This window comes from Oribacterium sp. P9, assembly GCF_046365365.1.
In the GTDB taxonomy this organism is placed as follows: domain Bacteria; phylum Bacillota; class Clostridia; order Lachnospirales; family Lachnospiraceae; genus Oribacterium.
Window position 1 is genome coordinate 54,180 of record NZ_JBKEIS010000003.1, and the last position, 23,396, is coordinate 77,575.

Below are 23,396 nucleotides of genomic sequence, written 5' to 3' on the forward strand. Positions count from 1 at the left end.
AGAAGGAGAGAAAAGACAGGATGGTCACGGTCCTTTTATGTACATATAACGGTGCGGCGTACGTCCGCGCGCAGCTTCAGTCGATCCTCGATCAGACGGTGCAGGACCTGCATGTGGTGGTGTCGGATGACGGCTCCACGGATGAGACGCCGGCGATCGTCGAGGCGATGGCGGCCGCGTATCCGGGGCGCATCACGATCCTCCGGCAGGATCCGCCGACCGGCAGCGCAGAGCGGCACTTCCTGAAGCTCCTCGTGGAGCGGGCCTACGATGTGCCGGGCAGCACAGAGACCACGACGGTCGATGCAGATCCTGTGCAGCGCGACATAAATGATGCAGCGCCGGCACCGGAGCAGCGATCGGCGGACGGGACACGCGTTCGTGCCGACTATATCATGCTGTCCGACCAGGACGATGTGTGGCTTCCGGAAAAGGTCGAGAAGACGCTCGCACGTATGCAGGCGGACGAAGCGGCCTGCCGTACCGCCGGGGAGGCCAATGCTCCCATCCTGGTGCACTGCGATTCACGTATCGTCGACCGGGAACTCCGGGAGATCGCCCCGAGCTTCGTGGCCTACCAGAAGATGACGCCGTCCCGCTGTCAGCTCCAACAGCTGCTCGTGCAGAACAACGTCGTCGGCGGTGCCCTCATGATGAACCGTGCTCTGGCAGAGCGCATCACGGAGATTCCGGCGCACTGCGTCATGCATGACCAGTGGATCGCGCTCGTCGCGAGTGCCTTCGGACACATCGATTTCGTGCCGGAGTCGCTCTATCTCTACCGACAGCACGGGGATAATGTCCTCGGCGCCGGGAAGGGCTCCCGCATCATGGAGATCCTCGGACGCTTCGGCCTCGGCCGGAAGGACGGAAAAACGAAGGCGGAGATGGATGCACACTCGCAGCGCGTGTACCGGGAGATGTTTCTCCAGGCGGAGAGCTTCCGACGCTGCTTCGATGCGGAGCTCTCGGTGAAGCAGAAGCGGCTGCTCGACGAGTTCACATCGATCCCGAAGCGGCGTCGGCTCGGGAAGATCTGTACGATCCTCCGCTATGGCTTTACCTATAATTTATTTCACAGGACGGTGGGCGAATGTCTCTTTATCCAGTAAATGACATCATGGTCTCGGTGTGTGTCGTGACCTACAACCATGGAAAGTATATCGGTACCTGCTTAGATCACATCCTCCGACAGCGCCGGAAGTTCCGCATCGAGATCCTCATCCATGATGATGCCTCGACGGATGGGGCGCAGGACGTGATCCGGGCCTATCAGAAACGCTATCCGGACATCATCAAGCCGATTCTCCGGGTGGAGAATCAGTACAGCCAGGGCATCACGAACATCTCGGGTGCCTTTAATTTCCCGCGCGCGGTCGGAAAGTATGTCGCGCTGACGGACGGCGATGACTACTGGTGCGACGATTATAAGCTGCAGCGCCAGGTGGACTATATGGAGGCGCATCCGGAATGTGGCTTTACCTTTCACTCGGCGAAGGTGGTCACGGAGGATGGTGCCCTCGTGAACGGTGAGCTCATGCGTCCGTATCACACATCCCGTGTGGTTAAACCGGCGGAGCTTGTGGATAAAGCCACCGGCAGTCCCTTCGCGAGCTTCCTCCTGCGGCGTGAAATCGTCGAAAAACTGCCGGATTACTATGTGGACTGCCCGGTCGGCGACCGTCCGCTCGAGCTGATGGCGGCGGATTACGGGGACAGCTACTACTTCGATGAGCCGATGAGTGTGTACCGCTTCGGCATCCGCGGCTCCTGGACGGAAAACCAGATGAACGGGGACTATGTGGAGAAGCAGCGGAAATATGCTGCCGATATGTGGAAAATGTATCACCGCTTCGATGCGGAAACCGGTGGACGCTTCCACGAAGCCTGTGAACACGCGGGTCGGCGTGTGGAATTCCTAACCGCCGTCAACACACGAAACTTCGACGTGATCTATCGACCGGAAAATGCGGACTTCCTGCAGGAGCTGAGCCGACATGACCGCTTCTTCATCGACTTCGAGCATCGCTTCCCGAAACTGTATCATGGACTCCGCCGTCTGAAGAGCGGGGCTCCGAAGCAGATTGAAGAAAAGGGAAGCGTATAAACATAGAAAGGGCTGCCCGTCCCGCACAGTACTGCGCGGAATGGGCAGCATTCGGTATTTTATGACAGAGAATTCACTGAAATCAAAGGTGGTGCAGGGGCTCTTCTGGAAGGTGCTCGAGCAGGGCGGCTCCCAGGGCATCCAGTTCATCGTCGCCCTCGTGCTCGCGCGTCTCATGACGCCGGAGGAGTACGGTACGATCAGCCTGATCACCATCTTCATCACCATCGCGAACACCCTCGTGCAGTCCGGCTTCGCGACCGCCCTCGTGCAGGGAAAGGAGGTCGAGGACGAGGATTACTCCTCCGTCTTCTGGATCTCGATGCTGCTGTCGGTCGTGTTGTACATCGCCCTCTTCCTCGGTGCACCGTGGATCGCCGCCTACTTCCGTACACCGGTCCTCGAGGCCCTCGTCCGGGTGATGGGCGTCGTGCTCTTCCCGGGGGCCGTGGTCTCGATTCAGACCGCCTTCGTCTCCCGGAACCTGCGCTTCCGTCAGCTCTTCCAGTCGACGATGGTCGCCGTCGTGATCTCCGGCGTCGTCTCGATCGCACTTGCGATGCGGAGCTTCGGTGTCTGGGCGATGGCAGCGCAGCAGATCGTCTACTACTTCGCACTGATGCTGGTGCTGTTTGTGACGATCCGCTGGTATCCGCGCATCCTGATCCGGACAGAACGTCTCCGGAAGCTCTTCACCTTCGGCTGGAAGATCCTCGTATCCGGTCTTCTCGATACCCTCTGGCAGAACATCTACGGCCTCATCATCGGCCGGAAATATACGAGCGCTGATCTCGGGGCATATAACCGCGGGGAGCAGTTCCCGAAGATCATCTCGACGAACCTCGCGACCGCCATCCAGTCCGTGCTCCTGCCGGCCTACAGTAAGAAGCAGGACGACCCGGACACGCTGCAGCGCATGGCACGCCGTTCGATCCGACTCAGCGCCTTCGTGCTTTTTCCGATGATGGCAGGCCTCGCGGCGGTAGCGGAGCCGCTGGTGACCCTGCTTCTCACGGAGAAGTGGCTGGTGTCTGCCCCGTACCTCGTACTGCTCGCGGTGAGCTATGCGACCTATCCGATCCACATCATCAACCTGCAGGTCATGAACGCGATGGGACGCTCGGATCTCTTCCTGAAGCTCGAGATCATAAAAAAAGCACTCGGGATCGTGATCCTGGTGCTTAGTTTACCGCTCGGCATCTGGCCGATGCTTCTGTTTAAGGTGGTGGATGAGTATCTCTGCACCTTCATCAACGCCTGGCCGAATCGTGCGCTGATCGGCTACGGACCGCTCCGTCAGTGGGCCGATGTCCTGCCGAGTGCATGGATCTCCGCCGTGATGAGCGTCGTGGTCTACCTCCTGCATCGACTGCCGCTCGGGATGCTCCCGATGCTGCTTGTTCAGATGCTGGTCGGCGTGATCGTCTATCTGCTGCTGTCGCTCCTCTTTAACCGCGAGCCCCTGCAGTATATTTACGGCCTAGCTGCAGGACGTACGCCAGCGTCTGATAGATAAGAGAACACTCGATCGAGAGGTATCGCAGAAGCGGTACCTCTTTTAATTTGGCCTTTTCAAGCTGCTTTCGGGTGCGGATCCCCTCGAGGAGCCCTGCGGCATACTCCTTTCCGAAGCCTTTTCGGAGGAAAAAGAGCTGCTTCACGAGGAAACCGAGGAGAAGCGGGAGGGCGTTCACGAGGAGCATGAGCGGCGGCATGTTCTTATAGAGAAGATACACGGAGTTCCGTGCGCTGAGGCGTACCTTGAACGCGTTATACTTCGAGCCGCTCGTGCCGGAGCCGACATGCTCCACCACGGCCGTAGGGCAGTAGAGGATGCGGTAGCCATAGAGCTGTGCGCGGTAGGAGACATCGATATCCTCGAGGTAGGCGAAGTGATGCTCGTCGAAGAGACCGACCGTACGGAAGAGTGCGGTGCGGTACATCGCCGCACCGGCGCAGGCCGAGAATACGACGGCTTCCCGGTTCCAGACCGGCTTCTCGGCACACTCGCCGAGGCCATGCTGGAACTGCCAGCCGAGGAGGGTATAGGCATCGCCGGCGTCATCGATCTCGTGCGGATCATGCATCTTCACCATCTTACTGGAGAGGGCGAAGACACGACCCTTCGGATCCTGATCCATGCGCTTCTCGAGGGCCTCGATGAAGTCTGGGCGGACCTTCGTATCGTTGTTGAGCAGCAGCGTGAACTCGTAGTGCTCCTCGAGCGCCTGTCGGATGCCCTGGTTGACCGCACCGGAGAAACCGAGGTTCGCGTCGTTCAGAAGCAGCTTCCGTCGTGCAGGATCCTCCGCCTGCCACGTGCGGAGCCAGCTGATATCCTCTCCGCCGGAAGCATTGTCGATCACCAGGGTCGTAAAATCCCTCACCGTCTGGCGGGACAGCACCTCCATGCAGTCCGGCAGGAAGCGAAGACCGTTGTAGTTCGGAATCACGACCAGGGTACGGCTCGTGTTATGTGTGGTTTCAGATGTCGGCATAGACAGATACCTCGATTCAGATGATGGACAGGATCAGAAAACGGCAGTTACAGTTCAGGTCTCCCCCCCACTACCTGAACTGTTACAAGCGTCATGAAAACAGATGTGGACAACACACCGGAGGGTGTGACGTTTTCATGACGCTCCTGCTAAAAGTCATATCATTATAGCATAGAAGAAACACGAATACAGGGATTCTTTTGCCATTACGGATATTTGCCGCCCCCCCTTGCTTCTCTCCAGAAGTTTGAGGCTGGTCCTCATTCGCCCCATACTGCTATGTTACATCTCTATCCAATATGTTTTGATTTTGAAATTACTGGATATGTTTTTTGGCTGCAATAATCGAAATCGATTGTAAAGTATCCACTCTTAGGCGATTTCAAAAATACTGGATACGAAAAGCCTTATTTCATAAGTGGAATCCGGGCTCGAGTATCCAGTATTTAAAAAAAGAAGTTATATTGGATATCTGCTTAAAGAAATGCTTCTATGAAGCTCAAAATATATATCCATTATTTGAAAAACCGAGGGAAAATGGATAGTACGCTTATATGCGTATGTCTGATTTCGCGGAAAAGTATCCAATAAGTGCCTTATTTCAAAATTATGGATATTTTAGCTCTGTGCACAAAAATGATAAACGATGTTGAAAATATCCACGATTTCAAAATCAACCAGTTATTGGATAGTACCATCAATCTTTGTCTAATTTACCTGGCTGGACTGTTACTCTGCGCCGGGGCAATTTGACTAAAAAGCCACGCTGGTGTTGACAGACGGATGAAATTCCAGAAATCAGCATTGCCCATGTTGCCAGATGACCTGGTTATAGTAAATAACGACAGGCTGCCCCACGATCGGTTTTCACCGTTCGTGGGGCAGCCTGCGTTTTGAATCCAGATCAACTGAAATTTCTTATCGGGTATTTTTCCAGCGTGCGCCGATGCGGTCGAGGATCCATCCGGCGAGGACGGAGACGGCGAGGGGCACTAGGGTGTAGAGCATCCAGTAGTGCTCGGACAGTGGTGACGGGTAGCCGCTCAGGTCCATCGCCGGGTTTCGGAAGTACAGCTTTCGGAGAAACATGTCGAGCATCTTGAAGACGAAGATGTGAAAGGCCATGACGTCGAAGCTGTGGCGACCGATGTAGGCGAGGGCTTCGCCGATTTTTGGTGGCAGCTTCTCGATCAGCAGCGTCAGCATCAGGGTGAAGACGGTGCCGATGGCGGTGCCGACGAAGAACCAAGCCCCGTGCACACTGCGGGCAGAGAGGTCGAACCAGATGCCGCTTTTCACGAAGAGCTTCAGTGCGATGAAGCTCACGACGAGCAGTCCGAGGGCGAGCGGTCCGCGGATCTTCGTCGCGAAGTCACTGGCATACTTCCGGAGGAAGTAGCCCTCGGCGAAGAGCGGCAGTACGAAGAACGAGAGCTCGAAGCCATAGAACAGGCGGATGCCCTGCCCGATGAAGTAGTAGCCGATGCCCATGCCGAGAAGTGCACAGAGCACGATGATTCCATCCTTCATGCGTCCAATGCACCGCGCCAGCCACACCACGCCGCCGAAGAGCGCCGCGCCGAGGATCCATACCGGCACGAACCACATCGGTCCGGCGAGAAGCTCGGGGGACTGGAAGATCATCCCGTGAAAAAGGGAGGTCAGCATCTCGGGAAGTGCGTAGTGCACATCCGTCCCCGGAGCCATCAGGCCGTGCTTCACCATGTAGTTATGCGTGAGCGCGAGGAAAATGCTGTAGACCGTATAGCGTGGCCAGGCACCCTCGATGCGCTTCTGCAGGAAGGTGAAGGGCTGGTCACCGTACTTCATCTCGTTATACAGGAAGCCGGTCACGAAGAAGAACAGCTCGAGATGGAAAAGGTACACGAAGGCACCGCCATGTCCGGTATGACCGAAGACGATCATGATGATGGCGAGGCCCTTGAAGATATCCCAGTAGAGGCTTCGTCCGGTGGTCTTCATGCGTTTTTCTCCTCCATACACGTTTCTGCATGTCTGCTCGACGAGGATGCTGTATCCTGAGCTCGCGTTGCGCGATCACATCCGCACCCCTCTGCCGACGCTTCCGTCCGTTCATCCCGCGCATCCTTGTCGCGGAGGGCGAGCTCCTGCACGAGCTTCCGAATCTTATCCTCCAAGGTGCTGATCCGCATGCTCATCGAGAACATCCGCATCAGCAGGATGAAGATCATGAAGAGGAAGAGGAAGTTTGCCGTGGAGTAGATGCCAAGCAGACGTGCCAGGGTATCCGGCACGACCGGGAACAGGGCGAAGACGACAAACATCATCGCGAGGAGGATCCAGAAAATGGAGTCCTCGATCGTAAGCTTCGCCTTCTGTATTCGTTTGAGAACCGTCGCGAGTGTGCCGATCGAGACTACGACCAGTACCACGCGGAAGAGGGGGGTCATCATCGCGTTTCTTCCTTTCATACTATGCCGAACGCCGACGCACGAAGGCACGGTCACGGCAGGTTTTCACTTTATCTGTTCTTTCGGTCGCCGCTGTGATCGCCGTTTTCCTCGATGCATCTGCCTGCATACGCCCAGTAGCGCGGGTTCATCGTGCAGCGGAGCACCATCCGGCGAGACAGCTTCCGGTAGTTGCGGCCCATGCGGAAGCCGAGGTACTTGCAGCCTGATTTCCAGACGAGGTTCGGTACGGTGAAGAGGCGGCCATGACGGAGGAGGTCCTTTGCATTGCCGAGCACCAGCTTCACGCCCTCGCCTTCCGAGCGAAGCCCCGCGAAGATCTCCGGGTGATCCGCCTGCGACACGCCGAGGTCGAAGTTCCGGTGGAACTGCTGGCAGCCGCTGTAGTGATGCGCATGGTAAACCTCCGCCGAGGCCTCGTATGCACTCGCGTAGCCCGCCTGCAGCAGCTTCCCGCAGTAGATCATATCCTCGTTAAAAATCGTATGATCGATGAAGCCGCCGAGCCGGTCGAAGATGTCGCGGCGGTACATGCAGCAGACGTTTGACTCGAAGTAGGTCTTGATACCCAGCCGCGCGATGTCCTGCTGCGTCTTCACGAAGGACTGCGCCGGGTAGTTGAACTGCCGCGCATACTGCTCGTCATAGGAGCTCTCCTGCGTCGCGAGCTGCCGGCCATAGACCGCACCGATCGGGCCGCGGGCTGCCTTTCCGTGTCCAATGTCTCCATCGGCATACCCGTCCGCAGTGTCTGTTTCTCCCAAAAGCGCCGTGTCATCCGCAGATGCAGGCACCGGTGCCGCGTCCTTATACGGGTCCGTCTCGAAGACACGCACCAGCCTCTCGACGAGGGTGGTATCCTTCGGTACTGCGTCCTCGGTCATCATGAGAAAAAGCTCTGCATCCGACTTCGACACGCCGAGGTTCCGGCTCGCGCCGTGATCGAACTGATCCTTCCGGATATGCGTCACCGAGATGCGTGCATCCTCCGGAATCAGCGCCGGATCGAGGAGTGATTTTTCGGTATTGATGATGATGATGTTCTGTATCGGGTAGCTCTGCCGGAGAAGCAGCTCCAGCAGCTTCCGAAGCTTCTGATCCGGCTTATAGCTCGGGATGATGACATCCACACTGTACATGTCGTTTCCTCATTTCATTAAATATTTTTCATCCTCCGAAGTGTGACGGAGACGAAGAGGCTGAACAGCACCAGCAGCCCGCCCATCAGCAGTACATAGCTGATGGCACCGCCGAGCATGCCCCGGGCCGCCACCATGCGGTCGGCGCTCACGAAGGCGAGTACCGTCGTGAGGAGATAGCACAGGAAGATCCGGCGCTGCTCGCGCACCGTCACGAGAATATAGTACATCACATTGGCCATCGCATAAAGCGCGCCGCCGAGAATGATCAGCAGGAAGGACGAGAAGGCCGGCACGAGACGACCGGTCGCACTCGCTCCGAGGATGAGCTCGAAGATGCCGAGGCCCCAGCGGCCGAGAAGCAGTGTCGCCGCGAGGATGCCGAGGCTGAGAAACATGACCGCCCGCACCATGACCCGGACGGAGGCGCAGAAGCCCTCCGTATCCCGCGCCGTAAACTGATCTGCCAGACGTGTAAGCATTGGCCGGATCAGAAAGTTCGCCAGCAGATAGATGAAGGAGGTGGGCATAAACAGGATGTTAAAAAAGCCGGAATCTGCGTTCGACATCTGACGATCGATCGCGTACTTCGACGCGGAGAAGATGTAGAAGTCGAGGAATACGCCGAAAAACAGGAGGCTCGTGCTGCGGAGAAGTGTTCCGGCATGCGTCCAGGAGAACTGTGTATCGAGCTGTCCATTCGGGCAGGCACGCAGCACGCGGATCGCGAAGGCCCAGGTGCCGAAGAGCTGCATGAGATCGGCGAGCAGGACGCTCGTAAGCAGACTGCCACTCAGGAGGAGGCTGCCGAGCAGGGTCACGACCGAGAGGCTCGTACGGAAGGCGAGCGACTGGCCGCTGCGGTACAGCAGGTTCTGGCGCTGCAGCTCCGACTCATAGACATCTGCATAGCCGTCGATGATCTTATACAGGGCGAGCAGCAGGAGGATGAGCGCCTTATGCAGGCTGTACTGTCCTGTGCCGAGCTGGACGCCGAGAAAGAGGAGACTTCCGAGGACCGCGAGCAGTGAGGTCAGGCGGCGGGTGCCGAGGTAATCACCGAAACTGTATTCCGGTGTCCGGTCCGTGATATGAAACGGGCGAATGCCGAAGTAGGCGACGATAAACATCTGCTGCCCCAGGGTGGAGAAGCCGAAACCAAAAATACCGCCCTCGTCGTCCCCGGCGATCCGGATGACGGCAAAGGCGAGCACGATGGAGGCCAGCGCGTAGAGAAGACTGCCGACGGCGTTCCACAGAAAATCCTTTTTCTGATTGTTTTCGTTATTCATAGCTTTCTCTTTTTCGTGCGCCCTGCACCAGCAGGATCGACACCAGCATGCGCGCCATGTAGCGGGCTGCGGTGAGCGGACGCAGGTAGGATTCACCAGACAGACGAGCGTTGATTTGGATCGGTGCCTCCGTGATGCGCGCACCATTTTTCATGAGATAGGAAATCGTATCCGGCTCCGGGCCGTAGTTCATACGGTAGGCAAAGCAGGAGATCATCCGGCGGCTGTACATCCGGAGTCCGCAGGTCGGGTCCGTCACATGGACACCGGTCGTGAGCCGGATCGCGCCGGTGATCAGGCGGGAACCGATCTCCCGCATGCTGCCGCCCTTCTTCTGGTCGAGAAAACGGGAGCCGAGGACGATATCGTAGTCCCCCTCCTGCATCTTCTCGTAGAGTGCGCGGATGTCCTCGGCACGGTGCTGACCATCGCCGTCAAACTGTACCGCATAGCGGTAGCCACGACGTGCCGCGTACTGCATTCCGGTCTGAAAGCAGCCCGCGAGGCCGAGGTTCGTCGGCAGTGCGACATAGTTATAGTGCTTCTCCTCGCAGAGTGCGATCGTACCATCGGTCGAGCCATCCGATACGATCAGATAATCCATCGGAAAGTCCTGCGTCTCGATGTTCTCGATGACCCGCGGGAGGTTCCCGGCTTCGTTGTACGCCGGGATGATAAGTAGTACATCATTCATACGTTAAACACTTCTGCCATCACTGGCAAGCCACGCCCTGACTGTGGGCGATGGAGATCACATCCTGAATTCCTGATATTTTCTGGTCATGAAGCCCGTCACCGGTTTCTCTTCTCCACTGATTTCACCACCGTCGAAAATCGCGAGATGCATGTGCACCGCCGGTACCTCCGCGAGCTCCGTGAAAGCGACACCACCCGCGAAACGCGGGTTACACTCGATGAAATAGTAGATGCCGGAGCCCTCGCCCCGGATGAACTCGAAGTTCACACAGCCGAGAATCTCCGCCCGCGCTGCGATCGCGCGGCAGGTTGCCTCCAGTACCGGATCCTCAAACACGCGTACCGAAAGACCTGCGCCGTTCGGTGTACGCAGCAGCTCCTCACGCGGAACGGCGGTACAGTGACCGGCGGCATCACGAATCACATCCACGGTGATGACATGTCCTTTAATCATCGGTTGCACGAGATAGTGCTCGAGGCTGGTATCCTCAAGCTTCGTCGGGTCCATAATACTCGAAAACGCGAAGCCGAGCTGATCCTCCTGGTAGATGCGGTAGAGCCCACTGGAGCTGCGGCCATCGACCGGCTTCAGGATGATCGGATAGCTGACCGTCTCGAAATCGATCTCCGAGGCACGCTCGGTCGGAATCGTCCGAACCGCTGTCCGAATCTCCTCCGGGCTCTCGTCGAGCACCCCGTCCACGAGCGTCTTCATCTCGAATTTATCACGCAGGATACGGATGCTCTTCTCCGGCGACATACAGATCCGGCAGTCCCCGGTCTCGATCTCCGCACGATGCCGATTCAGTGCATCGACCTCCACATCGATGAGCGGCAGGATACGGCTGACCTGCTCCCGGGTGCAGATGTCCCGGATAAAGTCGATGTACTTCTCCTCCTCACTCGCATACGGTGCCTGATAAAAGGCGTCCACCATGAGGGAGGCCGCCACCCAGTCTGCTTCATATATATCCGTGCCGATGATGCGCCAGCCCTCCTGACGCAGTGTCCGGATCACCGTATCGGCACTGAAGGAGCCGATCGCCGTGACCAGGGCGGTACGCTGTGTTGTATTCATACGATCACCTTTCTCACCGCGAGGCTCCCCCGCGGTATCTATCTACAGAGCCCTGCGTGCCGTGGTTCCGATCATGTATCGCAGGTCAATGTCGGAGATCCGGCCACATCATCATGCAGCGGCAGTGGCTCTCTATCCGAGGATGATGCTGCAGATCCGGTCCACATCCTCGAGTGCGAGATCCGGATACATCGGCAGGGTCAGGATCTCCTGGCTCACCAGCAGTGCATGTGGTGTATCCTTCACATCATAGTGATCCTGGTAACAACTGTAGGCATTGATGCAAGGATAGAAGTACTTCCGGGCACGGATATTTTCCGCCTTCAGACGGTCGAAAATCTCGTCCCGCGTGTACGTATAGTCATGGAAGCGTACCGGCATATAGGCATAGTTCGATTTTACGTTCGACGGAATCTCCGGGAAAGTGATGCCCGGAACATCCGCGAGATGCGCGCGGTAGCGCTCGAACACGAGCTTCCGCTTCGCGATGTACTCGTCCACATGACGCAGATTGCAGAGGCCCATCGCCGCCGCAAACTCGTTCATCTTTCCGTTGCCGCCGACCGACGCGACCTCCTCCTGCCCGAGGATACCGAAGTTTTTCAGCTTGTAGAGCTTCTCCATCAGCGCTGGATCCGGTTTTCCGGTCGTGACGGCGCCACCCTCGATGGAATTAAAGACCTTCGTCGCATGGAAGGAAAACATCGAGGCATCACCGAAGGTGCCGACCCCCTGTCCGTCCAGCTCCTCGCCGAAGGTATGGGCGGCATCATAGATGACCTTCAGATGATGGCGGTCCGCAATCTTCTGAATCCGGTGAACATCGCAGATGTTTCCATAGACATGCACCGGCACGATCGCGCTGGTGCGCTCGGTGATCAGGGACTCAAGCTGATCGACATCGATCGTATAGTCCCGCATGTTGATATCACAGAAGACCGGCGTGAGGCCGTTCCGCACGATTGCATGGGTCGTGGAGGCGAAGGAAAACGGTGTCGTGATGACCTCGCCATGGAGGTCCATCGCCTGCAGCAGAAACTCCAGCGCACTGTGTCCGTTCACGAAGAGCTGCACGGATCCGACCTTCAGATAGTCCTGAAGCTTCGCCCGAAGCGTCTCGTGGTACTCGCCCATATTGGTAAGCCACGCTGTGTCCCAGATATGCTGCAGCAGCTCCTCGTACTCGGAAAGCGGCGGCAGACTGGCGCGCGTGACGTTGATGATTTTTGAATCACTCATGATTTTTTCTCCTGCCGCTTCTGCGGCTTCGCCGATGTAAAAATTACGAATTTCCTACGAAATTTCGACATTCTGACGAACTCGTTACGATTCTATAATATTGCATTTAAAATGTAAACCCGGGGTGGAAAGCGCTCGGCTTTTGTGTTATCTTTTAGGCAGAAAATTTAACCATTTTAAATCTTGGAGGATTTAATGTATGAGTATGAAGCGTACACTTGCGATCGTGGCCGCTGTCGCTATGATGATGGCACAGCCGCTGACCACCCTCGCTGCCACACCGGGCGATAACCTGACCCCGCAGTTCGAGATCCATGACGCGGGCACCACGGCCACGGTGGATTTCTCAAATCAGACCAGCGGCACGACGACCGCTCCGGCCGCTACACAGGCACCGGTAAGCACCGTCGTTCCTGCTGGTACCACCGCACCGGGCACGGTGCTGCCGGATGCTGCACAGACCACAACCGATGCGGCTGCTGCAACCACCGGTATGACCGCCAGCACCGGAAATAAGATCCTGCCGAAGATCAATCCGGTCGTGGAGACGATCCGTCCATACATGACGGTCGACAGCACGGGTGACATGCAGGCGGATCCGGTACTCAACCTGATCCCGCTCGCCACCTATTTCATCAAGGATGCGAACGGCAACCGTATCGACTGGGCAACCACCGTACAGAACGAGTCCTTCGCCTATGCACCGAACGGCTTCACCAGCTTCTCTCTGGAGCACGCCGGCATCGCCCGCTGGTACTACAGAACCTATAACGCTACTGCCGGCTGGGGTCCATGGGCCACATCGAAGGAAAACACACCGAACCAGGGTGTCGTATCTGCGATGCAGCTCCGTGTAAAGGGTAACTCTCATAAGTATGGCACCCTGTACTACAGAGCCGTCCTGAACGACGGTACCGTCACCGACTGGGCACGTGAGGGCCAGGCCGTCGGTGTTGTCGGTGATTCGAACCGCTACATCTGCGCGATCAAGCTCGCGTACTGGCGCAAGGACGTTCAGTTCCCATATGAGACCACCAAGCCGCTGGACAATGCAAACAACGAGGGTGTCATCATCACCTCGGAGGGCGCACGCTACATCACCGGTGATGGCCGTGCCTATACCGGCTGGGGCTTCGATGAGGATTCGAACCAGTACTACTTCGTCGATGGTGTCGCGGTCACCGGCTGGCATGCCGTCGATGGCTACAACATCTACTTCGATGAGAAGGGTGTCGCACTGAAGGATCTCTCCGGCGTCATGGGTGCACAGTCCAGCTACGCGATCCGCATCAACAAGGCGACCAGAACCGCCTATGTCATGACGAAGGATGAAAGCGGCAACTTCACCATCCCGTATAAGACCCTGATGGTCACCGTCGGTACGGATACACCGCTCGGCTCCTTCAAGATCTACGCGAAGTACAGATGGCACTTCATGCATAAGGGCTGCTACTGCCAGTTCCTGAGCCGCTTTAACGGACCGTACCTGCTCCACTCGCTGCTCTACAGCTCACCGGATCACAACACGCTCGACGCCATCAACTATAACTACATGGACGACGCGGTTTCCGGTGGATGCATCCGTCTGAAGGCCGTCGACTGTGCATGGATCTACAACAACTGTGGAAACGGCACACCAGTCATCATCTACAACGATATGTGGGATAAGGGCCCGATCGAGAAGGATGCCATCGAGCAGCCGATCCCGAGAGAGCAGACCTACGATCCGACCGATCCGGTTGTAACCGCACAGCAGGATGCTGCTGCACGCGCCGCGGAAGAGCAGGCCGTGAAGGAAGCAGAATCCGCTGCCGCAGCCGGTCAGGGCGAACCACAGTAAACCAGATTTCCGATTCAATAGTATAAATAACGCAGTCTGCCCCACGAACGGTGTTCACCGATCGTGGGGCAGACTCTTTTTTACTTTAGTGTTTCATATAAGAAGACCATGCACGGCATGGTGAAGATCGAGAGCAGGGTCGTGAGGACGTAGAGCGAGCTTGCGTAGGCGGCGTCGCGGTCATACAGCTGGGCCATTGAGGTGATGGTGGCACAGGCCGGCGTGATGGATGGCAGGAAGACGGTGAGCAGGATGGCGTCGGCATGTGGTATCTGCGCGAGATCGAGAAACGGCTTCATAAGAAGCAGTGCGAGGAGCGGATAAACCATGAGGCGCAGCACGACGGTCACATAGTTGTGCCGTGTCAGTACGATGCGCTTCAGTGGCGTTTCGGCGATCGCCATGCCGGCGAGGATCATGCCGGTCGGACCGATCATGTTGTTCATCATCACGAGGACATACTGGACACTGCCCGGCAACTCGATGTGCAGAAGGAAGAGGATGACACCGACGAGGATCGAGAGGATGTTTACGTTCAGCAGCACCTTTTTCCAGTCGATTTTCTTTTCCTCACAGAGCAGGAACTTGCCATGGCTCCAGAGGAGGATGAGCTGGATCGCCACGAAGGCACTGCAGTAGATGACGTACTCCTGTCCGAGAAGCACCTGCACCAGCGGGATGACGAGGATGCCGGCGTTCGGATAGATGCAGCTCGCCTGCTCGATGGCGTTCAGGTGCAGCAGCTTCCGCAGTGGGATCGTGATGACGAGAAACAGGATATGAACTGCAACCGCGGCCACGCAGGCCAGCGCGAGTCCCTTCTGCACCTCCGGCGTCGCCTCCACCTGGAAGGCGTTGATGATGACACAGGGCATGATGAGATAGACGAGCACGACCGACAGCGCTTTACTGTCGGAGGCCTTTAAAAGACCGAGCTTCACGATGGCGTAGCCCATCAGCATGATGGCAAACAGCTTCAGAATCTGAAGCGCAAGTAATAGACTGATCTGCATGATATGTTCCTTTCGTGCATCGATGAGGATGCACATGATGTAGTGGCTTATCCGATGCCGATGTATGGACGTGCAGCTGAGTGCAGACCATGAATCCTGATTTTCGGCATCATCTGATGTACCGTTCTATCACATTGCGAGGCGCGCGGTGATTTTTTTTACGATTTTATCCTGAAGCTTCCCTATGCTCTGCTCATAGAGCCAGGATGTGAGGAAGAGGGCCGCGAAGCTCACCACCGTGAGAATCACGAATACCTTCGAGTAGGAGATGCGATTCACGAGACGGAGGTAGAGATGGAGTGACAGACTCGCGATGAGCGGGAAGTGTACGAGGTATACCGCGAAGTTCATCGGTGCGACACGCTTCAGTGGGGCCCACTCAAGTGCACGCTGGAGCGGCGGGCAGTTCATGACGCCGACGATGAGACTGAAGCTGAATAGCATGACCCAGTAGGCGTTCCAGATAAACACCGGGGCGATCGACGGACAGTGCGCACGGAAAAACGGATACAGTACGCGCTGCAGGCCACCGGCATCCAGGGCGATCGGGAGCAGCACGAGCAGCAGGAAGAAGAAGCGGAGCAGCGGGTGTCCGTCTTTTTCGTGCTGTGTAAGCCACGCCTTCAGTGCATCATCCAGCTTTCGGAGGATGAGCCCCATCAGCACGAGATGTACATGGAAGAAGTTTGGCTCCGGCAGATGGAAAAAGCTGTATACGAAGACCGCAAGGCAGGTGAACTGAAAGAGGCGGAGCGGCAGCTTTCTTTCTACCGCATTGTATACATAAATGATGCAGGTGCCGAGCAGAATGTACTTCATCATCCAGAGCGGACCGTTCAGATCCCCGTCCAGGGTGAAGGTGGCGCGGAGCAGCTCCGGGATCGTCGGTGCATGCGTGTAGTAGGTCGCGAGCCAGGCGTTGTGCAGCAGCGCACTTGCCTCCGCCGTCGGATAGCCCACGGTATAGTACAGGATAAACGCGACGAGATTGATGAAGAAAAACGGCACCACGAAGCGAAGATAGCGCGCCAGCAGCTGCGGCAGCAGATGCTGCGCCCTCGTCCGCTTGAACGACGCGAGATAACCGGACAGGATACAGAAACCATACAGCGCGAGGCTCGAATCCAGCAGCACCGACAGCGGGTACGTAAACAGCCGCTCGAGCTCCGGCCGAAGCGCCGGCCGCGGATCACACAACGTCCAGAACACCCCCGCCAGATGCGCCCAGAAAATCATCAGACAGAAAATATATTTTAAAGAGTCAAGATAGTATAAACGCTTCGATGAAGTTCCCATAATCATTTCCTTTATTTATAGTGATCATCATTAATGTAGTAAAAATTGCCTGAATGCGCAATATATAGTAGAATAAGCTCATTTAATACGGAAGTTGTGCTCAGAAAATCGGCGCAGGGAGGGCACTGAATTGCGCATTCAAAGAACAGGTTCTGCCGAAGTGTCCGTGACTGACATACAGGCTTGCCTGCTATGGCAGTCACGGACACTTCGACGGGTTCTGTACTTTGAATTAAGGTTTATCACGGGGGTGTCGCCCGTAGGGCGTGGGGCCCCCGTGATGCCCTAGTGGCGAACGTATTCAGGGTTTTGCCGTACGCAAAACTTCGCTGACAGTGCCCTCCCTGCGCCGATTTTCGTCAGGATAAATAAGAAGGACTTATATGTTACATCTTTTTCAGAGTTTCATCGGCACCGGCGATCAGTTCCTGATCGGCCGTTTCGTCTGCCTGATGATCGCGCTATGCGTGATCATCGCGACCTGCCTCTGCCTGTTTAAAAAATCCAGATGGAAGCTTCACCAGATCTACTTCATCGCGGTGTTCTCAATGGGGCTTGTTTTCATGTGCACACTTCCGCCGCTTTCCGCACCGGACGAGATCCTGCACTTCACCGGAGCCTATGCGCTGTCTAACCAGATGATGGGGCAGTCGGTCCGGGATGAAGACGGCCACGTCCGCATCCGCGAGGAGGACGAGTACCTCGTCAACTGGCCGGGCGACGATGACCCATGTAAAGCTACGGTGCTCGGGCAGACACTTGACCGCTCGGTGTATGAAGCGATGCATGAGAAGGGCCTTTTCCACGCGACGGAGACCGGGACCAGTATCACGTTGCAGCAGCCGGTGAAGACGACCCCATGTGCGTACCTCCTGCCGGCCCTCGGCATCACCCTCGCCCGCCTTCTGAAGCTCAGCGCCGTCGGCCTCGTGCTGCTCGGCCGCTTCATGAACCTCCTCCTGTTTGCGACCCTCGGCGCGATGACCGTCCGCCGTACGCCGATCGGAAAAGAGCTCTTCTTCGCGATCTCGCTCTTTCCGATGACCCTTGAGCTCGCTGGTAGCTACAGCTACGACAGCTATATCATCGCGCTCAGCTTTTATCTGACCGCCGTGATCCTCGATCTCGCGCTCGCGAAGCCATCGACCGGTATCACGCGGAAAAACGTGATCGAGCTTTCCGCACTCGCGCTGCTGCTGTCCCCGTGCAAGATGATCTACGCGACGCTCTTCCTTCTCTGCCTCCTGATCCCGGTTCAGAAGTGGGGCGCGAGGCCGTGGCCGAAGTGGATCCTGTCCGTACTCCTCATCGGTGCGCTGATCGTCGGCTCCATCCTTTTCGTGAATTTCCGGGAGGTCCTCCGTTATGTCAATGCTTCCGGCGTGACACAGGCACCGGAATTTACCTCTTCCGGCGACGTGAACACAGTGAAGCTACATGACCTCGCCGAGCTCATCCATGACCGGACGCTCGTGTTCCGCATCATACGGAATACACTTCAGATCCTGGGTGGACAGTTCCTCGGTACGACCGTCGGCATGTGGCTCGGCGCCTTCGACCGGGGACTGGCGACGCCAGTGCCGATGCTTGTGCTCTTCTGGACAGGTACACTGCTGCTGGCCATCACCGGACGCCGGGAGGAACCGACACTGTCCATCCCACGGAGAGTGTGGATGGTTCTCGTATTTCTGCTCCTCGGCTTCATCCTGATGGTCAGCATGCTGCTCGCCTATACACCGGCGGATACCTTCTATATCCTGGGCGTTCAGGGACGCTATTTCCTGCCGTTCCTTCCGGTTCTGCTGCTGGCATTTCGTACACCACGGCTCCACCGCCTGCGGGTGATTGGCCGCGTCGGCATCGGGCTCGACGCACTGCTTCTCAGCGTGATGCTGCTGATGGATGCACTCGTGCTCCTCGGCTGTTTCCTCACCGTTGTGCAGCGGGCCTGAAAGGTGGTATAATAAAGCGTTCACATAAACACAGGAAGATGGAAAGAATAAACTATACATGAAAGCATTTATCGAATTATTACAGCACATGGCCGAGAAGCGTCGGATGATCCTGGACCTTGCAAAGTCCGATTTTCGTAAGCGCTTCGTCGGCTCCTACTTCGGCATCATCTGGATGTTTCTCCAGCCGCTCGCGACGGTGACCATCTATGCGTTCATCTTCGGACCCTATGGTTTCAAGTCCGCGCCGCCGGTGCCGAACACGAGCTACGTGATCTGGCTGATTCCGGGCCTCGTGCCCTGGTTCTTCTTCAGTGAGAGCCTGAACACCTTGACCGGCATCCTGCAGGAGTACAGCTACCTCGTGAAGAAGGTCGTCTTCCCGGTGGAGCTCCTTCCGATCATCAAGCTCGCGTCCTGCTTTTTCGTTCACCTCTGTTTCATCGTGATCATGCTGGTCGCCTTCCTCGTGTCCGGCAAAACCCCGATGCTCAGCTGGCTCCAGATCATCTACTACAGCTTCGCTGCTTCCGTGCTGGTGCTGGGTCTCGGCTATCTCACGAGTGCGGTCAATGTCTTCTTTAAGGACATGCAGCAGATCGTCGGAATCTGCCTCCAGTTCGGTATCTGGATGTGCCCGATCATGTACGATGAAACCCTCTTTACGAGCCGTGCACCATGGGTCGGAACCCTGCTGAAGCTGAATCCGCTCTACTATATCGTGGCGGGGTACCGTGATTCCATGCTGACGGGAGCCGGGTTCTGGATGCGCCCGACCCTCGGCATTTACTTCTGGGTGGTGACGCTCGTGATTTTCTTCGTCGGCCTCTCGTTTTTCCGTAAGCTCCGTCCGCATTTTTCGGATGTATTGTAAGCGCACAGGCGGATGAAACGTTCGAAACTATGTGACCAGGCACCCTGAAACCGGGTGTTTACAGATACACAGCTGCGTATGCATGCTTTCTGCCGGAACGTGCAGAAGTATGGAAGCGCACATAAGGAGTCGATATGCTGTATACGATCGCAGTTTTAGCAAATGTACTGTTTTTTTTGACCTTCGGAAGTCTTTACTACCGTAGAAAGATCGAGGCGATCCAGGACCCGAAGAAGCGCGCGGAGTATACCCTGCCGCTCGTGCAGGGCATCTTCCGGAAGATTCTGAAAACAGCCCATGTGACGGTGGAGGTTGAGGGAATGGAAAACCTCACGTCGATCCCGAAGGACGAGGGTGTCCTGTTCGTCGGAAATCACCGCTCGTATTTCGATGTCATCATCGCCTATACCCTGGTGGACCGCCCGACCGGCTTCATCGCGAAGGCAGAGATCGAGAAGATCCGGCCGTTGAAGCGCTGGATGGACGAGCTCGGCTGTCTGTTTATGGATCGAAATAATCTGAAGCAGTCCCTGAAGGTCATCATCACGGCCATCAAGCAGGTGCGGGAGGGGCAGTCCATCTGGATCTACCCGGAGGGCACCCGTTCAGAAGGTGCGACAGAGCTCGACATGGAGACCTTTAAGGAGGGCTCCTTCAAGGTGGCAGAGAAGACCGGATGTAAGATCGTGCCGGTATCGATGATCGGAACACGCGATATTCTGGAGGCGCAGTTCCCGGCGATCAGACCGAAGCATATCAAGGTGCGCATCGGTGCTCCGATCGAGGTGAAAAACCTCGGTGCAGAGGAGCAGAAGCACATCGGCGCCTGTGTTCAGGCGAGGGTGAAGGCGGATATCCAGACACTGCTGGCAGAAGAGAAAGACTAAAGGGTCATTACATGGAAGAAAAAAACGCACTTTTAAAGATTCGTGACCAGCTCGATGTACTGGATTACCAGATTACAGAGCTTTATAAGCAGCGGATGGACCTCTGCGAAAAGGTGGCAGAGTATAAGATCGAAACCGGCAAAGCGGTATTTGATCCAGTACGGGAGGCGCAGAAGCTGGATACCGTACAGTCCTATTTCGATACGGATTTCGATCGGAAGGCGATCCGGGAGCTCTATCAGCAGATGATGACGATTTCGAGACGCCGGCAGTTCGGTATTCTGTCTGCACATGGCAAGAGCTTCCATGCGGATTTCGAGAAGCTCGATGCGATTCCGAAGAGTGGAAAGCGCGTCGTTTATCAGGGCGTCGAGGGTGCGTATGCCCATCTTGCGGCACGACAGTGCTTCGGCACGGAGACAGCACTCCGCCATGTGAAAACATGGAAGGATGCCATGGACGAGGTCGTGGAGGAACAGGCGGACTACGCAGTGCTTCCGATCGAGAATTCCAGTCATGGGGCAGTTTCAGATATTTTCGATCTTCTGGTGCGCTATCCGTCGCTCGCGATCGTCGAGGAGGTCGATCTGCATGTGGCGCATGCGCTGATGAGCGTGGCGGGCGCCAGCGTGGACGGACTGAAGCGGATCTACTCACATCCACAGGCACTCGGTCAGTGCGCGGCCTTTCTGGAGGCACATCCGGAGATCGAGGCGGTGCCGGTGCTGAACACCGCAGTCGCTGCAGCGTACGTCCGGGATCATCAGGATCCGTGCAGCGCAGCACTCGCCTCCGAGCTCTCTGCGGAGCTGTATGGACTGACGATTCTGCAGCATGGAGTCAATCAGGAAAAGAGCAACACGACCCGCTTTATCGTGCTCGGCCGTGAGCGCGTCTATACAGCGGATGCAGAGAAGATCAGTATCTGCTTCGAAACAGCACATAAGCCGGGTACGCTCTATAATGCACTGGGTAATTTTATATTCAATGATGTCAATATGCTGATGATCCAGTCCCGGCCGATTCAGGAGAAGCCGTTCGAGTATCGCTTCTTCGTCGATCTCGAGGGAAACCTGTCCATGCCGAATGTCATCAATGCACTCGCCGGACTCGAGGATCAGATCACATCCCTTCGTATCCTGGGGAATTACGGAAAGGAGTAACTATGTCACAGATTAGTGTGCTCGTCGTTGACGATGAAAAGGAAATCGCAGAGCTGGTGGAGATCTATCTCGTCAGTGACGGATATAAGGTATTTAAGGCCTACAATGCAGAAGAGGGCCTGAAGATCCTCGATGAGCAGGAGATCCATCTCGTGCTGCTCGACATCATGATGCCGGGCATGAACGGTCTCGAGATGTGCCGGAAGATCCGGACGAAGTCCAACATCCCGATCATCATGCTGTCGGCGAAGTCCACGGACCTCGATAAGATCGTCGGCCTCACCGGCGGTGCGGACGATTATGTGACGAAGCCGTTTAATCCGCTGGAGCTGACGGCACGCGTGAAGTCACAGCTTCGCCGATATACGCAGCTGAACCCGAACGCAGCGGATCAGTTCGCCAGCAGTGAGATCACGATCCGTGACCTCACCATCAACAAGGATAATCATCGTGTACTGGTGGACGGCGAGGAAATCAAGCTGACGCCGATCGAGTTCGAGATTCTGTTCCTGCTGGCATCCCATCCGGGCAAGGTGTTCTCCACCGATGAGATCTTCGAAAAGGTATGGGATGAAAAGGTTTATGAGGCCAACAACACGGTGATGGTGCACATCCGCCGTTTGCGTGGAAAGCTGCGGGAGGAGAGCCGCGAGAACAAGATCATCTCGACCGTCTGGGGCATCGGTTATAAGATCGAGAAGTAAGCATCACGACCTTGGAAAAAGATAAGAACGAGCAGAAAAATCATACCCATGGGCATGGCTATATGATGCAGCTGATGGCACATATCGGCATCGCGTCGGTGATTACGATCATCCTCCTCGTGTTTCTCATCACGAATCTTACAGCCATCACCAGCTTTCTTTATCAGACAGGAAACGATTCTCAGGCCCTGCAGCGCTTCGCGCTCGGCTCGACCATCAGTGTCCTGCTTTTTGTGCTGCTCGGAATTCTCCTGTTTTCCCTGATTTTCCTGCTTTTGCAACGAAAGATGGCGCGGGATGTCGAGACGATCGCCCGTGCAGTGAAGCAGATTTCCGAGGGGGATCTCAGTACCCGCCTGGAGCTGGAGGGGGAGGGGGAACTCACGGATATCGCCGAAAATCTGAATCGTATGGAGGAGGATATCCAGGAGCTCATCGATAAGGAGCGGACATCGGAGCAGTCGAAGACGGATCTAATTACCAATGTCGCACATGATCTCAGGACACCGCTGACTTCTATCCTCGGATATCTCGAGCTGCTTCGGAAGAATCAGAAGCTCTCACCGGAGATGCAGCAGAAGTATCTGGACATCGCCTACAACAAGTCGGTACGCCTTCAGAAGCTGATCGAGGAGCTGTTCGGCTTCACGAAGCTATCCTATGGAAAAATCAATATGAACGTGGCGAAGGTGGACATCGTCGAGCTGCTGGCACAGCTTCTCGAGGAGAGCTACCCGAATTTTCAGAAAAACGGCCTCAGCTATGATTTCGTATCGAATCGGAAGTCGCAGATCATCGAAGCCGATGGTGATCTGCTGGCACGACTTTTCGACAATCTGATCGGCAATGCCATCAAGTACGGTAAGGAAGGAAAGCGTGTCCGGGTCAATCTCCGGGCGGATCGAGAGATCGTGACGATCAAAATCGTGAATTACGGTTATGTGATTCCGGCAAATGAGCTGCCGCTGATTTTCGACCGCTTTTATCGGACGGATCACAGCCGGACGAACGCGTCCGGTCCCGGTGGAACGGGCCTCGGTCTGGCCATCGTCAAGAACATCACCGATATGCATCATGGTACGGTGTCGGTTTCTTCAGATCTTTCGGGAACGGTCTTCACGGTCCGACTGAAGATTCATTTTGATGGGGAGAGAACATTTTGAGT

The 23,396-nt window shown here is 56.3% G+C and carries 20 protein-coding genes; 10 read left to right on the plus strand and 10 right to left on the minus strand.

What is annotated here, in order from left to right:
• The first annotated feature begins 20 nt into the window (after nt 1-20).
• From ACK8P7_RS03635 to ACK8P7_RS03645, 3 genes are all read left to right on the plus strand, one after another.
• On the plus strand, nt 21-1,112 hold the full coding sequence (locus tag ACK8P7_RS03635; RefSeq protein WP_410042869.1) for a glycosyltransferase family 2 protein: 1,092 nt from the start codon (nt 21-23) through the stop codon (nt 1,110-1,112).
• On the plus strand, nt 1,094-2,107 hold the full coding sequence (locus ACK8P7_RS03640) for a glycosyltransferase (RefSeq protein WP_410042870.1): 1,014 nt from the start codon (nt 1,094-1,096) through the stop codon (nt 2,105-2,107). Before ACK8P7_RS03635 ends, ACK8P7_RS03640 begins: the two co-directional genes overlap by 19 nt.
• A 61-nt stretch (nt 2,108-2,168) precedes the next feature.
• Entirely contained in the window at nt 2,169-3,623 is a 1,455-nt protein-coding gene (locus tag ACK8P7_RS03645; RefSeq protein ID WP_410042871.1) for a lipopolysaccharide biosynthesis protein, read from the plus strand.
• On the opposite strand, the gene ACK8P7_RS03650 is transcribed toward ACK8P7_RS03645, so the two are convergent.
• The 8 genes from ACK8P7_RS03650 to ACK8P7_RS03685 all read right to left on the minus strand — a co-directional run bounded on the left by ACK8P7_RS03650 (nt 3,556) and on the right by ACK8P7_RS03685 (nt 12,502).
• Nucleotides 3,556-4,605 carry a glycosyltransferase family 2 protein gene (locus tag ACK8P7_RS03650; protein WP_410042872.1) on the minus strand — a complete coding sequence of 350 codons (1,050 nt, stop codon included), beginning with the start codon at nt 4,603-4,605 and terminating at the stop codon, nt 3,556-3,558. The genes ACK8P7_RS03645 and ACK8P7_RS03650 overlap by 68 nt on opposite strands.
• A gap of 918 nt (nt 4,606-5,523) precedes the next feature.
• Nucleotides 5,524-6,588 (minus strand): acyltransferase family protein, encoded by a 1,065-nt coding sequence (locus ACK8P7_RS03655; protein ID WP_410042873.1) that lies wholly within the window; start codon nt 6,586-6,588, stop codon nt 5,524-5,526.
• Nucleotides 6,585-7,058: a DUF2304 domain-containing protein gene (locus ACK8P7_RS03660; protein ID WP_410042874.1), complete on the minus strand. Its 474-nt coding sequence runs from the start codon at nt 7,056-7,058 to the stop codon at nt 6,585-6,587. Before ACK8P7_RS03660 ends, ACK8P7_RS03655 begins: the two co-directional genes overlap by 4 nt.
• 50 nt (nt 7,059-7,108) lie before the next feature.
• Entirely contained in the window at nt 7,109-8,197 is a 1,089-nt protein-coding gene (locus ACK8P7_RS03665; RefSeq protein WP_410042875.1) for a glycosyltransferase family 2 protein, read from the minus strand.
• A gap of 17 nt (nt 8,198-8,214) precedes the next feature.
• Nucleotides 8,215-9,489 (minus strand): lipopolysaccharide biosynthesis protein, encoded by a 1,275-nt coding sequence (locus tag ACK8P7_RS03670; RefSeq protein ID WP_410042876.1) that lies wholly within the window; start codon nt 9,487-9,489, stop codon nt 8,215-8,217.
• Nucleotides 9,482-10,183 (minus strand): glycosyltransferase family 2 protein, encoded by a 702-nt coding sequence (locus ACK8P7_RS03675; RefSeq protein WP_410042877.1) that lies wholly within the window; start codon nt 10,181-10,183, stop codon nt 9,482-9,484. Before ACK8P7_RS03675 ends, ACK8P7_RS03670 begins: the two co-directional genes overlap by 8 nt.
• A 57-nt stretch (nt 10,184-10,240) precedes the next feature.
• On the minus strand, nt 10,241-11,263 hold the full coding sequence (locus tag ACK8P7_RS03680; RefSeq protein WP_410042878.1) for an ATP-grasp domain-containing protein: 1,023 nt from the start codon (nt 11,261-11,263) through the stop codon (nt 10,241-10,243).
• Nucleotides 11,264-11,395: 132 nt separating this feature from the next.
• Nucleotides 11,396-12,502 (minus strand): DegT/DnrJ/EryC1/StrS family aminotransferase, encoded by a 1,107-nt coding sequence (locus tag ACK8P7_RS03685; protein ID WP_410042879.1) that lies wholly within the window; start codon nt 12,500-12,502, stop codon nt 11,396-11,398.
• 199 nt (nt 12,503-12,701) lie between these two features.
• On the opposite strand from ACK8P7_RS03685, the gene ACK8P7_RS03690 reads away from it, so the two are divergent.
• Nucleotides 12,702-14,342 (plus strand): L,D-transpeptidase family protein, encoded by a 1,641-nt coding sequence (locus ACK8P7_RS03690; protein ID WP_410042880.1) that lies wholly within the window; start codon nt 12,702-12,704, stop codon nt 14,340-14,342.
• Between the two features lie 80 nt (nt 14,343-14,422).
• On the opposite strand, the gene ACK8P7_RS03695 is transcribed toward ACK8P7_RS03690, so the two are convergent.
• The gene (locus ACK8P7_RS03695) at nt 14,423-15,355 is read right to left on the minus strand and encodes an AEC family transporter (protein ID WP_410042881.1); all 933 of its coding nucleotides are present in this window, start codon (nt 15,353-15,355) and stop codon (nt 14,423-14,425) included.
• Between the two features lie 129 nt (nt 15,356-15,484).
• Nucleotides 15,485-16,651, minus strand: coding sequence for an acyltransferase family protein (locus ACK8P7_RS03700; RefSeq protein WP_410042882.1), 1,167 nt, complete (start codon nt 16,649-16,651; stop codon nt 15,485-15,487).
• 383 nt (nt 16,652-17,034) lie between these two features.
• On the opposite strand from ACK8P7_RS03700, the gene ACK8P7_RS03705 reads away from it, so the two are divergent.
• From ACK8P7_RS03705 to ACK8P7_RS03730, 6 genes are all read left to right on the plus strand, one after another.
• Nucleotides 17,035-18,603, plus strand: coding sequence for a DUF2142 domain-containing protein (locus ACK8P7_RS03705; protein ID WP_410042883.1), 1,569 nt, complete (start codon nt 17,035-17,037; stop codon nt 18,601-18,603).
• 58 nt (nt 18,604-18,661) lie between these two features.
• Nucleotides 18,662-19,477: an ABC transporter permease gene (locus ACK8P7_RS03710; RefSeq protein ID WP_410042884.1), complete on the plus strand. Its 816-nt coding sequence runs from the start codon at nt 18,662-18,664 to the stop codon at nt 19,475-19,477.
• Nucleotides 19,478-19,611: 134 nt separating this feature from the next.
• Nucleotides 19,612-20,364 (plus strand): lysophospholipid acyltransferase family protein, encoded by a 753-nt coding sequence (locus ACK8P7_RS03715; protein WP_410042885.1) that lies wholly within the window; start codon nt 19,612-19,614, stop codon nt 20,362-20,364.
• An 11-nt stretch (nt 20,365-20,375) separates the two neighbouring features.
• The gene (gene pheA, locus ACK8P7_RS03720) at nt 20,376-21,527 is read left to right on the plus strand and encodes a prephenate dehydratase (protein WP_410042886.1); all 1,152 of its coding nucleotides are present in this window, start codon (nt 20,376-20,378) and stop codon (nt 21,525-21,527) included.
• A 2-nt stretch (nt 21,528-21,529) separates the two neighbouring features.
• Entirely contained in the window at nt 21,530-22,231 is a 702-nt protein-coding gene (locus ACK8P7_RS03725; RefSeq protein WP_410042887.1) for a response regulator transcription factor, read from the plus strand.
• 11 nt (nt 22,232-22,242) lie between these two features.
• Nucleotides 22,243-23,394, plus strand: coding sequence for a sensor histidine kinase (locus tag ACK8P7_RS03730; RefSeq protein WP_410042888.1), 1,152 nt, complete (start codon nt 22,243-22,245; stop codon nt 23,392-23,394).
• Nucleotides 23,395-23,396 lie beyond the last annotated feature (2 nt).